The sequence below is a fragment of the Streptomyces sp. CB02366 genome (assembly GCF_001905905.1).
Taxonomy (GTDB): domain Bacteria; phylum Actinomycetota; class Actinomycetes; order Streptomycetales; family Streptomycetaceae; genus Streptomyces.
In genome coordinates this window covers 360,897-373,610 of record NZ_LIVT01000001.1, presented here as the reverse complement: position 1 = coordinate 373,610, position 12,714 = coordinate 360,897, and the positions used below count along the sequence as shown (strand labels likewise).

General features: G+C 72.3%; 14 protein-coding genes. 7 read left to right on the top strand and 7 right to left on the bottom strand.

The window, feature by feature from the left end:
- Positions 1 to 131: 131 nt before the first annotated feature.
- Both AMK24_RS01595 and AMK24_RS01590 read left to right on the top strand, forming a co-directional pair.
- Positions 132 to 611, top strand: a complete 480-nt coding sequence (locus tag AMK24_RS01595; protein WP_073764169.1) for a sec-independent translocase — start codon at positions 132 to 134, stop codon at positions 609 to 611.
- A 125-nt stretch (positions 612 to 736) separates the two neighbouring features.
- Entirely contained in the window at positions 737 to 1,411 is a 675-nt protein-coding gene (locus AMK24_RS01590) for a hypothetical protein (protein ID WP_079190392.1), read from the top strand.
- 112 nt (positions 1,412 to 1,523) lie between these two features.
- On the opposite strand, the gene AMK24_RS01585 is transcribed toward AMK24_RS01590, so the two are convergent.
- From AMK24_RS01585 to AMK24_RS01575, 3 genes are read right to left on the bottom strand one after another with little or no spacing between them, the layout of a single operon-like run.
- Positions 1,524 to 2,657 carry an Mrp/NBP35 family ATP-binding protein gene (locus tag AMK24_RS01585; protein ID WP_073764167.1) on the bottom strand — a complete coding sequence of 378 codons (1,134 nt, stop codon included), beginning with the start codon at positions 2,655 to 2,657 and terminating at the stop codon, positions 1,524 to 1,526.
- 43 nt (positions 2,658 to 2,700) lie between these two features.
- On the bottom strand, positions 2,701 to 3,261 hold the full coding sequence (locus AMK24_RS01580; protein ID WP_073764165.1) for a DUF1003 domain-containing protein: 561 nt from the start codon (positions 3,259 to 3,261) through the stop codon (positions 2,701 to 2,703).
- Positions 3,248 to 4,537, bottom strand: a complete 1,290-nt coding sequence (locus AMK24_RS01575; RefSeq protein WP_073764163.1) for a magnesium transporter MgtE N-terminal domain-containing protein — start codon at positions 4,535 to 4,537, stop codon at positions 3,248 to 3,250. The genes AMK24_RS01580 and AMK24_RS01575 overlap by 14 nt, the downstream gene beginning before the upstream one ends.
- A 236-nt stretch (positions 4,538 to 4,773) precedes the next feature.
- Between AMK24_RS01575 and AMK24_RS01570 the strand changes: the two genes are divergently transcribed.
- Entirely contained in the window at positions 4,774 to 5,541 is a 768-nt protein-coding gene (locus AMK24_RS01570; RefSeq protein ID WP_073764161.1) for a hypothetical protein, read from the top strand.
- Between the two features lie 51 nt (positions 5,542 to 5,592).
- Here the strand turns inward: AMK24_RS01570 and AMK24_RS01565 are convergent, their stop codons facing one another.
- On the bottom strand, positions 5,593 to 6,111 hold the full coding sequence (locus AMK24_RS01565) for a hypothetical protein (protein ID WP_073764159.1): 519 nt from the start codon (positions 6,109 to 6,111) through the stop codon (positions 5,593 to 5,595).
- 29 nt (positions 6,112 to 6,140) lie between these two features.
- Complete coding sequence (locus AMK24_RS01560; RefSeq protein WP_073764157.1) at positions 6,141 to 7,271, bottom strand: magnesium and cobalt transport protein CorA; 1,131 nt, start codon at positions 7,269 to 7,271, stop codon at positions 6,141 to 6,143.
- Between the two features lie 463 nt (positions 7,272 to 7,734).
- On the opposite strand from AMK24_RS01560, the gene AMK24_RS01555 reads away from it, so the two are divergent.
- Positions 7,735 to 8,319, top strand: a complete 585-nt coding sequence (locus tag AMK24_RS01555) for a suppressor of fused domain protein (RefSeq protein WP_073764155.1) — start codon at positions 7,735 to 7,737, stop codon at positions 8,317 to 8,319.
- Positions 8,320 to 8,410: 91 nt separating this feature from the next.
- Here the strand turns inward: AMK24_RS01555 and AMK24_RS01550 are convergent, their stop codons facing one another.
- Positions 8,411 to 9,649, bottom strand: a complete 1,239-nt coding sequence (locus AMK24_RS01550; protein WP_073764153.1) for an MFS transporter — start codon at positions 9,647 to 9,649, stop codon at positions 8,411 to 8,413.
- 166 nt (positions 9,650 to 9,815) lie between these two features.
- On the opposite strand from AMK24_RS01550, the gene AMK24_RS01545 reads away from it, so the two are divergent.
- The 3 genes from AMK24_RS01545 (at position 9,816) to AMK24_RS01535 (ending at position 12,366) form a co-directional block, all read left to right on the top strand.
- The gene (locus AMK24_RS01545; RefSeq protein WP_073764151.1) at positions 9,816 to 10,493 is read left to right on the top strand and encodes a DUF6758 family protein; all 678 of its coding nucleotides are present in this window, start codon (positions 9,816 to 9,818) and stop codon (positions 10,491 to 10,493) included.
- A gap of 270 nt (positions 10,494 to 10,763) precedes the next feature.
- Complete coding sequence (locus tag AMK24_RS01540) at positions 10,764 to 11,630, top strand: PHP domain-containing protein (protein ID WP_073764149.1); 867 nt, start codon at positions 10,764 to 10,766, stop codon at positions 11,628 to 11,630.
- 130 nt (positions 11,631 to 11,760) lie between these two features.
- Positions 11,761 to 12,366 (top strand): MarC family protein, encoded by a 606-nt coding sequence (locus AMK24_RS01535; protein WP_073764147.1) that lies wholly within the window; start codon positions 11,761 to 11,763, stop codon positions 12,364 to 12,366.
- A gap of 135 nt (positions 12,367 to 12,501) precedes the next feature.
- Here the strand turns inward: AMK24_RS01535 and AMK24_RS34130 are convergent, their stop codons facing one another.
- On the bottom strand, positions 12,502 to 12,654 hold the full coding sequence (locus AMK24_RS34130; RefSeq protein WP_199876345.1) for a hypothetical protein: 153 nt from the start codon (positions 12,652 to 12,654) through the stop codon (positions 12,502 to 12,504).
- Positions 12,655 to 12,714: the final 60 nt, after the last annotated feature.

Below are 12,714 nucleotides of genomic sequence, written 5' to 3'. Positions count from 1 at the left end.
GGATCGGCCCCCGCCGTCCACCGCGAGGTACCGCCCGGACACCTTCGACAGGTACCTTTGAGCGGTCCGGGCGGCGGGGAGCCCGGCCGGGATCGCACGGGGACCACGCGGAGAACACGAGGAGCAACAAGGTGTTCAATGACATCGGCGCACTGGAGCTGCTGACGCTCGGAGTGCTGGCCGTGCTGGTCTTCGGCCCCGACAAGCTGCCCAAGCTGATCCAGGACGTCACCCGCACCATCCGCAAGGTCCGCGAGTTCTCGGACAGCGCCAAGGAAGACATCCGCTCCGAGCTGGGCCCGCAGTTCAAGGACTTCGAGTTCGAGGACCTCAACCCCAAGACGTTCGTCCGCAAGCAGCTCATGGACGGCAACGACGACCTGGGGCTGAAGGAGATCCGCGAGAGCTTCGATCTGCGCAAGGACCTGGCAGAGGTCACCGACGCGGTCAACGGCCGCACCCCGGCCGCCTCCGATACCGCCAACAGTGCGGCGGACGGCACTTCCTCCACGCGGCTCGCCAAGACCGGCGACACCTCCCCTGACCTGCTGAAGAAGACCCCGCAGCAGGACCGGCCGGAGCGTCCGCCGTTCGACGCAGACGCCACCTGACCCCGGTCAATCCCGGCTCGTCGGGACGGTATGGCTATTCTCCATCTGTCCGGTTGCGAGGACGCCCGAGCCCGCGGGGGGCGGGCCGCTCCGGATCATGACTGATCGAGGAGGCGGCCGCGCAGATGGAGACGACGAGTCGGATTGATACGGACGGTGTCCCGGGCACGGCCACGGGTGGGGAGGCGGAGCGGGAGGCCCCGGCCGCCCGGCGGTCCGTCGAGGGCTATCTGAAGGCGACCTTTCCCTGGTACGGGCTGGACGAGGCGTTCACCGGTCCGCGCTGGCTGATGCAGGTCGGCACCGCCGCGGACGGCACGGTGCAGCACGGTGCGACGGGCCACGGCGACGAGCCGTCGGTGAAGACGGACGGGGCCTCGGCCGACAAGGAGCGGTTCGCGGCGGTCGTCACCGTGGCCGCCAGCCCGGTGCGGCGCAGCGGCGACGGTACGGGAGTGCTGGACGCCACCACGGTGTCCTCGGCCGCCTGGCTCGCGGGCTCCGGCCTGCTGGCGTACACCTGGCCGGCCCAGATGGACCACACCCTGCGCGACGACTGGCTGGACCAGCAGACCGAGACGGCGTTCACCCTCGCCGACGACCTCGCCGGCGCGCCCTGGACGACGCTCTCGCTGCCGGTGGACGGGGTTCCGGTGGAGTTCCACTACCGGGAGTCCGAGTTCGGGTGGGTCCTCGCCGGCTCCGCCCACGAGGGCGTCCACATCGGGGCGTACGGGCGGGGGATGAGCGCGTACGGTCTCGGCTTCGCGGCCATCAAGGACATCGAGACCTACGCGTAACGGCGGCGTACGCGCACGGCGGCGGGCACACGACGGGGCGGGCCGGTGACCACCGGCCCGCCCCGTCGTGTGCCGTGCGCCGTCCGAACGCCGTCGGGCGGCCTCGCCGGGCTCAGAACTTGTTGCGCGGGGTGATCCCCAGCGACATGCCCGACAGGCCGCGCTGACGGCCGCCCAGCTTCCGCGCGATCTCGCGCAGCGCGCTCCCGGCCGGGGAGTCCGGGTCGGACAGGACGACCGGCTTGCCCTCGTCGCCGCCCTCCCGCAGCCGTACGTCGATCGGGATCGAGCCGAGCACCGGCACCTCGGCGCCGACCGTGCGCGTCAGCCCCTCGGCGACCCGCGCGCCGCCGCCCGAACCGAACACGTCGACCATCTCGTCGCAGTGCGGGCACGGCATGCCCGACATGTTCTCCACCACGCCGACGATCTTCTGATGGGTCTGCACGGCGATCGAACCGGCCCGCTCGGCCACCTCGGCCGCCGCCTGCTGCGGGGTGGTGACGACCAGGATCTCCGCGTTCGGCACGAGCTGCGCCACCGAGATCGCGATGTCGCCGGTGCCCGGCGGCAGGTCGAGCAGCAGGACGTCCAGGTCGCCCCAGTACACATCGGCGAGGAACTGCTGGAGCGCCCGGTGCAGCATCGGGCCGCGCCACACCACGGGCGCGTTGCCCGGGGTGAACATGCCGATGGAGATGACCTTCACGCCGTGCGAGGACGGCGGCATGATCATGTTCTCGACCTGGGTGGGCTTGCCGTCCGCGCCGAGCATCCGGGGCACGCTGTGCCCGTAGATGTCCGCGTCCACGACGCCGACCTTCAGCCCGTCCGCCGCCATCGCCGCGGCGAGGTTCACCGTCACCGAGGACTTGCCGACGCCGCCCTTGCCGGAGGCGACCGCGTACACCCGGGTCAGCGAACCGGGCTGGGCGAAGGGCACCTCCCGCTCGGCGGTGGAACCGCGCAGCGAGCTCGCCAGGTCCTTGCGCTGTTCGTCGCTCATGACGTCGAGGGTCACCTCGACCCGCGACACGCCCTCCACCCGGGCGACCGCCTCGGTCACGTTCCGGGTGATCGTCTCGCGCATCGGACAGCCGGAGACCGTGAGATACACCGTGACAGCGACTACACCGTCAGGATCGATCTCGACCGATTTCACCATGCCCAGCTCGGTGATCGGGCGGTGGATCTCCGGGTCGTTCACTGTCGCCAGTGCCTCAAGCACCGCGTCTTCCGTAGCCATACCGACGATGTTACGGCGCGGGGGCCTACGCGCGGGTAGCCCTTCAGCGGTCGCCTTCGTCACTCTCGGCCGGGAACACCCACCGGCGCTCCTCCATGTCCTTCACCATGTCCTGGAGTTCCGAGCGGATCCAGTCGCGGGTGGCGACCTCGCCCAGGCCCATGCGCAGCGCCGCGATCTCCCGCGTCAGGTACTCGGTGTCGGCGATGGAGCGCTCGTTCTGCTTGCGGTCCTGCTCGTGGGTGACCCGGTCGCGGTCGTCCTGCCGGTTCTGCGCGAGGAGGATGAGCGGCGCCGCGTAGGACGCCTGGAGCGAGAGCATCAGCGTCAGGAAGATGAACGGGTACTGGTCGAAGCGCAGGTCCTTGGGCGCGAAGATGTTCCACAGCACCCAGACGATGATGATCAGCGTCATCCAGACGATGAAACGCCCCGTCCCCAGGAAGCGGGCGATCCGCTCCGAGAACCGGCCGAACGCCTCCGGGTCGTACTCCGGCAGCAGCCTGCGCCGCGGGGCCCTCGGCTGGTCCAGCCGGGTGCGCGGGGGCCGCACCAGACCCGAGGAACCGGCGGGGGCCGTCTTCGTCCGCTCATCGCCCGCCATGCCCGATCCCCTCCTCGCCGTGCAGATCCGTCTCGCGCCAGTCGTCCGGCAGCAGGTGGTCCAGGACGTCGTCCACGGTCACCGCGCCCAGCAGCGAACCGCTCTCGTCCACGACGGGCGCCGAGACCATGTTGTACGCCGCCAGATAGCTGGTGACGGTCGGCAGCGGGGTGTCCGGCGACAGCGGCACCAGATCGCTGTCGACGATCGAGCTGACCAGGGTGAACGGCGGATCGCGCAGCAGCCGTTGGAAGTGCACCGTGCCCAGGTACTTGCCGGTGGGGGTCTCGTCGGGGGAGCGGCACACGTACACCTGGGCGGCCAGCGCCGGCGACAGGTCCTGCTGGCGCACCCGGGCCAGCGCGTCGGCCACCGTGGCGTCCGGCCGCAGCACGATCGGCTCGGTCGTCATCAGACCGCCCGCCGTCCGCTCCTCGTAGGACAGCAGCCGCCGCACGTCCGCCGCGTCGTCGGGCCGCATCAGCGCCAGCAGCCGCTCCTTGTCCTCCTCGGGCAGCTCGGAGAGCAGGTCGGCCGCGTCGTCGGGGTCCATCGCCTCCAGGACGTCGGCGGCCCGCTCCTCGGCGAGCTTGCCGATGATCTCCACCTGGTCGTCCTCGGGCAGCTCCTCCAGGACGTCGGCGAGCCGGTCGTCGTCCAGGGCCGCCGCGACCTCCGCCCGCCGTTTGGGCGAGAGGTGGTGCAGGGCGTTGGCCACATCCGTGGGGCGCAGCCGCTCGAACGTGGCGACCAGGCTCTCCGCGCCCTGGCCGTGCTCGTCCAGGGAGAAGCCGCTGACCGCCGACCACTCCACCGTCAGGGTCTCGCCCTTGCGGCGCAGCGCACCGCCGCGCCCCTTGCGGACGAAGTACTTGTCGATCTCCCAGTCGCGGCGGGCGGGCAGCTGCTGGATGGCCACGTCCAGGACGGTGACCTCCTCGCCCTCCTGGCCGGGGCCGTCCACCAGCCGCACCCGGCGGTCCAGGAACTCGCCGAGGACGAGCCGCTCGGTGGGCCGCTGTTCGAAGCGCCGCATGTTGACGACCCCGGTGGTGATGACCTGGCCGGACTCGACGCCCGTCACCCGGGTCATCGGCAGGAAGATCCGCCGGCGGCTGATCACCTCGACCACCAGGCCCAGGATGCGCGGCGGGCGTCCGCCGACCCGCAGCATCGCCACCAGGTCGCGGACCCGGCCGACCTGGTCCCCGTTCGGGTCGAACACGGGTACCCCGGACAGGTGGGAGACGAAGACCCTGTGCGTGACCGCAGCCATCCGCCGCCTCCCTCGTCCGTCCGTGTCGGTGTGCTTCCCCGCCCGGCCCGCACCGACCGGTGTGACCCGGACCGCGCCGACCAGCGTGTTTCGCCGGTACACCGTGATCAGGCTAGCCCGTACCACCGCACCGCGCCCCGGCGGACCCGTCCGTACGGCTGGCTGCCGGACGGTGCGCGCTCCCCGGGTACGCTGCCGTCTGCTACCCCCGATCGCAGTGGAGAGGCAGTGCGCCCGTGACCTCTTTTGCCCCGGCCGTGCGGAACCATCGCCGGACCGCCCTCGCCCTGGTGCTGTGCGGAGGGCTCACCGCGGCCCTGGCCGCCTGCGGCACGGAGGAGGACCCGGACAAGGGGACCAACGGCGTCGCGAAACTCTCCGCCGCCGAGATCGACGAGAAGGCCAGAGCGGCGGCGGACGCGGCGAGCGCCGTACGGCTGTCGGGCACCCTGGTCAGCAAGGGCGGCGCCTACCGGCTGGACATGAAGCTCAACGCGCAGGGCGGCATGGGCTCGGTGAGTTCGAAGAAGCAGAGCTTCGCGCTGCTGCGGATCGACGACGAACTGTTCCTCAAGGCGCCCGCCGAGTTCTGGTCCCACGAGGACGGCGGCGACGAGGGCGGCCCGGCCGACGTGGCGGCCGCCGACAAGCTGGGCGGCAAGTACGTGAAGGTCCCCGAGGACGACCCCAGCTACCAGCGGCTGCGCGGCTTCACCGACAAGAAGGTCCTGCTCGACGGGCTCCTCGCGCTGCACGGCAAGGTCAACAAGGGCGACCGGGGTACGGTCGCCGGGCACCGCACCATCCAGCTCCTGGGCGGCAAGGGCGAGGGCGGGGCCTTCGACGTCTCGCTGGAGGACCGGCCGTACCCGGTGCGGGTGGCCCGCGGCGGCGGTGGGGGCACGGTCTCGCTGGCCGACTGGGGGGAGGCGTTCCCCCTGGAGGCCCCCGAGGAGAGCGACACGGTCGACTACGGCGGCCAGCTCCCCAAGTCCGCGGGCTGAGGGCACGTCCGCCGGGGAGGCGGCGCCCGCCGCCGGGCTGCGGACGCGCCGTCAGCCCTTGCGGCGGCGCTTCAGCAGCAGCCGGGGGAGCGCCGGCGGCACGGGCTCCCGGGTGGTGGCCGGGGTCGGCAGCGGTGCGGCGGCCAGGGAGGTGTCCGGGAGCGCGGTACCCACCGCCTCGGGCGTCAGCCGCGCCACCGTGCACGTGCGGGCCCACCGCTCGGGCATCGCCTCGGCGTCCGGCGCGTTCAGCCGCTTGCCCTTCAGCTCGGCGACCGCCGCCTCCCACTCCTCGGAGCGCGGCGCCAGGAAACGCACGGCCGCGCTCCAGGCGACGATCCGGCCGCCCTTGTCCTTGCTGCGCACGGTCACCTCGGCGCGGCCCCCGTCGGCCAGGCCCTCCGGCAGCGGCTGCTCGCCGGGGCCGCCGACCAGGAGGGCCGCGCCCTCGTGCCAGACGTGCCAGACGGCCCGGGCGGGTCCGGAGGCCCGCACCCAGACCAGACCGGACTTCTTCGTGGCCTCCTCGGCGAGGGCCCTCTCCAACAGGTCGGCGGCAGCGTCAGTCATGGGCGCGAGCTTAGACCGGCCCCCGCCGCTCAGAGCCAGCCGTTGCGCTTGAGGATGCGGTGGATGGAGAAGCAGACCGCCCCGATGACGCCGAGCACCAGCGGATAGCCGTACTTCCACTCCAGCTCCGGCATGTAGTCGAAGTTCATGCCGTAGACGCCGCAGATCATCGTCGGCACGGCGATGATCGCCGCCCAGGAGGTGATCTTGCGCATGTCCTCGTTCTGCGTGACGGTGGCCTGCGCCAGATTGGCCTGGAGGATCGAGTTCAGCAGTTCGTCGAAGCCGAGCACCTCCTCCTGGACCCGGGCGAGGTGGTCGGCGACGTCGCGGAAGTACTTCTGGATGTCGGGGTCGATCAGCCGCATCGGGCGCTCGCTCAGCAACTGCATGGGGCGCAGTAGGGGGGAGACGGCCCGCTTGAACTCCAGCACCTCGCGCTTGAGCTGGTAGATGCGGCCCGCGTCCGAACCGCGCCGGCCGCCCTTGACCGGGGTGGAGAAGACGTCGATCTCCACCTCGTCGATGTCGTCCTGCACCGCCTCGGCCACCGCGATGTACCCGTCCACGACATGGTCGGCGATGGAGTGCAGCACGGCGGAGGGGCCCTTGGCCAGCAGCTCGGGGTCGTCCTGGAGGCGGTGGCGCAGGGCGCGCAGGGAGCCCTTGCCGCCGTGCCGGACGGTGATGACGAAGTCCCGGCCGGTGAAGCACATCACCTCGCCGGTCTCCACGACCTCGCTGGTCGCGGTCAGTTCGGCGTGCTCCACGTAGTGGATCGTCTTGAAGACGGTGAACAGCGTGTCGTCGTACCGCTCCAGCTTGGGCCGCTGATGGGCGTGGACGGCGTCCTCGACGGCCAGCGGGTGCAGCCCGAACTCCCGGGCGATGCCCGCGAATTCGGCCTCGGTCGGCTCGTGCAGGCCGATCCACGCGAAGCCGCCCTCCTCCCGCACCTGGAGCATGGCCTCGTGCGGCGTCGGAGCGGCGGGCGCCGCCAGCCGGCTGCCGTCGCGGTAGACGGCGCAGTCGACGACGGCGCTGGAGGCGGAGGGGTCGCGGGTGGCGTCGTACGCGTTGTACGGGGCGCCGCCGCTCTTGCGGAAGGACGGGCGCAGGGACGGGCGCACGGCGGCGCGCAGGTCACGGATCATCGACATGGCTGGCTCCTTCACGGAGGGCCGTCGGCGAGGGCGTGGAACAGCCCGGAATGGGGACGTGCGCTCACGTCCGCAAAGCGGGCGGCACCGCGCGGGCGCGATGACGGCGTTCGCTACAGACAGGCAAAATTCGTTGCAGGCAGGCAGAAACGAAGGGCTCTTCCGTCACGCGAACCGCTGTCGTGGGTTGTCCGGCGGCGACGGCGGTGTCGGCCCGGGCGGCCGACGAGGCGTCGGATCAGCGGGAAAGGCGAGGGGCGGAGGAGCGGTCGGTACTGCACGGTCGACTTGGATCCATGGCAGTCCCCACCTCCTCCGGCCGGTCCCCCGTGGGGGACGACGTGTCGTCGGGACGAAGAAGAGCGACGCTTCTGCGTGCTGTCCCGACCGGCGGCCAGGCTATCAGCCGTCCAAGGCCCAATCCCGTACTTTGCCCATTCGCTACGCGATCTATGCTCGCGGCATGGCAGAAATTCTCGCGCTGGTCGAGGCCCGGCTCGTCTCCGCCCTCGGGGAGCCGGAAGCCCGCGCCGATGTGACGTTCCTCGGCACGGACCGCATCCAGGTGCTGCGCTTCCTCGACGGCGACATCGTGCGGTACGCGACGCTCGGCATGTCGGGTGCGCCGATGGCCGACCCGACCTCCCCCCTCGCCGACCCGGTGAAGGGCCCCCGCGCCGAGCTGGTCCTCTCCGTACGGGGCGGGCTCGCCGACACCGACCAAGTGCTGCGCCCGCTCGCCGTGCTGGCCGCCTCGCCGCAGGTCGAGGGGGTGATCGTGGCGCCGGGCGCCTCGCTGGACGTGGGCGAACCGCTGTGGCCCCGGGCCCCGTTCACCTCCGTCCTGGTCGCGGAGTCCGGCGGTCTGGTGGAGGACCTGGAGCTGGACGAGCCGATGGACCCGGTGCGCTTCCTGCCGCTGCTGCCGATGACGCCCAACGAGGCCGCCTGGAAGCGGGTGCGCGGAGCGCAGGAGCTCCAGGAGCGGTGGCTGACGCACGGTACGGACCTGCGCGATCCGCTGCGCACGTCCGTACCGCTGGACTGAGCCCGGCCGGGGCCGGGGGCGGCGGCCGTACCGCCGGGCCGGACCCGCCGGGTCCGGTCCGGCGCCCGGGCCCGGCCGGCGTCACGGGCCGTCAGTCGGCGAAGACCGCGACGCCGTCCTCCCGGGCGTGGACCGGTTCCAGCTCCTCCGCCTCGTGGGTCAGCGCCGTACGCCGGACGCCCACGACGACCGCTCCGGCGACGGCGGCGAGCGCGGCCACCACGAACGGGACGTGCACGTCGGTCCACTCCTCGATCTTCGGGGCCAGGAAGGGAGCCGCCGCCGCGGCGAACCAGCGGACGAAGTTGTACCCGGCGCTCGCCACCGGGCGCGGCGCGTCCGAGACCCCGAGGGCCAGCTCGGTGTAGACGGTGTTGTTCATGCCGATGAACGCGCCGGAGACGACCGTGGCGACGATCGCCGTGGTGTGGCTGCCGTACCCGAGGACCAGCAGGTCGGCGGCGAGCAGCACGAGGGAGGCCCCGAGCACCCGGAGCGAGCCGAAGCGGCGCTGGAGGCGCGGGGCGACCAGCACGGAGAAGACGGCGAGCAGCAGACCCCAGCCGAAGAAGACCGCCCCCGACTTGTACGGGGTCATGTCCAGCACGAACGGCGTGAACGCCAGGACCGTGAAGAAGGCGTAGTTGTAGAAGAACGCCGAGGCCGCCACCGAGGCCAGACCGCCGTGTCCCAGCGCCTTCACCGGGTCGAGCAGGGAGGTCTTGCGGGCGGGCTTCGGCTGCTCCTTGAGGAAGGCCGCGATGCAGAGGAGGCCGATCGCCATCAGCGCCGCCGTCCCGAAGAACGGGTAGCGCCAGCTCGCGTCGCCCAGCAGCGCGCCGAGCAGCGGTCCGCACGCCATGCCGAGGCCGAGCGCCGACTCGTACAGCAGGATCGCCGCCGCGCTGCCGCCCGCCGCCGCTCCGACGATCACCGCCAGGGCGGTGGAGACGAAGAGGGCGTTGCCCAGGCCCCAGCCGGCCCGGAAGCCGACCAGCTCGCCGACGGAGGACGAGGTCCCCGAGAGCGCGGCGAAGACGACCACGAGCGCGAGACCGGCCAGCAGGGTCCTGCGGCCGCCGATGCGGCTGGAGACGAAGCCGGTGACCAGCATCGCGAAGGCGGTGATCAGGAAGTACGAGGTGAACAGCAGCGACACCTGGCTCGGTGACGCCTCCAGTCCCTTGGCGATGGACGGCAGGATCGGGTCCACCAGGCCGATCCCCATGAAGGCCACCACCGACGCGCCCGCCGTCGCCCAGACGGCCTTCGGCTGGCGCAGGAGCCCGGCCCCCGTCGCCCCTTCGTCGAACGGATCCTCTCCGCGCATGGACTCTCTCCTTCTCCTCCGGTCCCACCGGATCGATGCGTCATGCACAGAATAAGTTAGACAATCTAATAAATGCAAGCTACATCTATTTTTCCCGGTCGGGGCCACGCTGCGGACGGGTGATCGTCCTTGACGGGACGTCCGGCGGGGAGGACGGTTGGGGGTTATGAGGGGCGAACCCAGTTGCCCGAAGTGCGGTGGCCGGGTCAGGGCGCCCGGTCTCTTCGCCGACGCCTGGCAGTGCTCCGCGCACGGCCAGGTCCACCCGCTGCAACCGGTCATCCCGCCGAGCGTCGAGGCGCTCGGCGTCGTGGTGCACCGCGCCCGCGTTCCCGTCTGGATGCCCTGGCCGCTCCCCGTGGGCTGGCTGTTCACCGGCGTCGCCAGCGCGGGCGACGACCGCAGCGGCGGCCGTGCGACCGCGGTGGCCTGCTCCGGACCCGGCCCGCTGGGCGGAATGGGCGAGCTGCTGCTCGTCGCCGAGGAGCTGGGCGTCGGACTCGGCGCCCGGTACGCCGGGATCGAGGGCCTGGACCCCGGCCCCCACCTGAACGTCGACTCCGCCCCCGACGCCAAGGTCCACGCCGCCGGCCGCCCCACCCCGCTCTGGCACGTCCGGAACGCCCCGGAGGACCGGGCCGTCTTCGCCGGCGAGGCGCGCGGGCTGTGGCTCTGGGCGATCCTGTGGCCGGAGCAGTCGGGGCTCCTGATGTACGACGAACTGGTCCTGACCGACCTGCGGGACGCCGGGGGAGAGGTGGACCTGGTCCCCTGCGGCGCGCTCACCCCCCGGCTGCTCACCGCCCCCGAGACGCCGCCGCGACAGGCGACGGGGGAGCGGTAGGGGCGGCCTGCCCGGCGGGGGCGGCGTACGCGGCGGGACGGCGCGTGCCGCGGCGCGCACGGGCACGGTCCGGCCCGCGCGGTCCGGTGTGCGGGCCGGCGGGCGCGCGGCGCGGCCGGACGCGCGGGCCCGGACGCGCCCCGAGCCCGTCCGCCCGGTCCCGAGCGCGTCCGCCCGGCCCTCCCGCCCCGAGCGCGGCCGGGGCCCCGGCGCGCGGCGGTTATCCTTGAGCGGTCCCCCGTCCGCCCGCGAGCCCCGGAGTCACGCGTCGTGCGCATCGACCTGCACACCCACTCCACCGCTTCGGACGGCACGGACACCCCCGCCCAGCTGGTCGCGAACGCCGCCGCCGCGGGGCTGGACGTCGTCGCGCTCACCGACCACGACACGGTGGGCGGCCACCGCGAGGCCCTCGACGCGCTGCCCGAGGGGCTCACCCTCGTCACCGGGGCCGAGCTGTCCTGCCGGGTGGACGGCGTGAGCATGCACCTGCTGGCGTACCTCTTCGACCCGGCCGACGCCGAGTTGGCGCAGGCCCGGGAACGCGTCCGCGACGACCGGGTGCCGCGCGCCCGGGAGATGATCCGCAAGCTGCGCGCCCTCGACGTCCCCATCACCTGGGAGCGGGTCGCCCGCATCGCCGGGGACGGCTCGGTCGGCCGTCCGCACGTCGCCGCCGCCCTCGTCGAACTCGGCGTCGTCCCCACCGTCTCCGACGCCTTCACGCCGGAGTGGCTGGGCCACGGGGGACGGGCGTCCGCGAAGAAGCACGAGCTCGACCCCTTCGACGCCGTCCGCCTGGTGAAGGCCGCGGGCGGCGTCACCGTCTTCGCCCACCCGGCCGCCGCGAAACGCGGCGCGGTGGTCCCCGAGTCCACCATCGCCGCGCTCGCCGCCGCCGGTCTCGACGGCGTCGAGGTCGACCACATGGACCACGACGGGCCCACCCGGGCCCGGCTGCGCGGCCTCGCCCGCGAACTGGACCTGCTGACGACCGGCTCCAGCGACTACCACGGCAGCCGGAAGGCCATCGAGCTCGGTGCGTTCACCACCGACCCCGAGATCTACGGCGAGATCACCCGGCGCGCCACGGGAGCCTTCCCCGTGCCGGGCGCCGGTGGAGCCGTCCGCCGCTAGTCCCCCCTACCGCACCACCCCCTCTCCCACCGCGCACCCGTGCGCACCGTCGCGTGCCCGACGCACCGCGACGGCCCCTGCGCGGGCCCGTGCGGCCCCGTACCACCCCTCTTCTCTCGCAAGGCTCACTGTGTTCGACGTCGCTGTCTTCGGATCCCTTTTTCTCACCCTATTTGTGATCATGGACCCGCCCGGGATCACGCCGATCTTCCTCGCCCTCACGGCGGGCCGCCCCGCCAAGGTGCAGCGCAGGATGGCGCTCCAGGCGGTCATGGTCGCCTTCGGCGTGATCGCCGTCTTCGGGGTGCTCGGTCAGCAGATCCTCGACTACCTGCACGTCTCCGTGCCCGCGCTGATGATCGCGGGAGGGCTTCTCCTGCTGCTCATCGCGCTCGACCTGCTGACCGGCAAGACGGACGAACCGACGCAGACCAAGGACGTCAACGTGGCGCTCGTACCGCTGGGCATGCCGTTGCTCGCCGGGCCCGGCGCCATCGTCTCGGTCATCCTCGCGGTGCAGCACGCCGACGGCCTGGGCGGCCAGCTCTCGGTGTGGTCCGCGATCCTCGCCATGCACGTGGTGCTCTGGCTGGCCATGCGCTACTCGCTCGTCATCATCCGGGTGATCAAGGACGGCGGCGTGGTGCTGGTCACCCGGCTCGCCGGCATGATGCTCTCCGCCATCGCCGTCCAGCAGATCATCAACGGCGTCACCCAGGTCATCCAGAACTCCTGATCCGGCCGGACGTGCGCACCTCCGCCGGACACCACTGCGCCCCCGCACGGACCTTCCGTGCGGGGGCGCTTCGTCTTCAACGGCGCGATGCGGCGAGACCCGGGGCCTCCTCGGACGCCATCGGTCCGTCGTGCGTCACGAAGCCGAACTGTCGGCCGGCCGGATGTAGAGGCGCTGGCCCGTCGCCGCGGCCTGCTGCACGATCCGGTTGACGGAGGCGGCGTCCACGACGGAGCTGTCCACGGCGGTACCGTCGACGTCGTCGAGGCGCATGATCTCGAAGCGCATAGGGCTTCCCTTCGTCTGATCCTCCTGCTGGAGAACTGCTGGGGCCGGTGGGACGTCCCA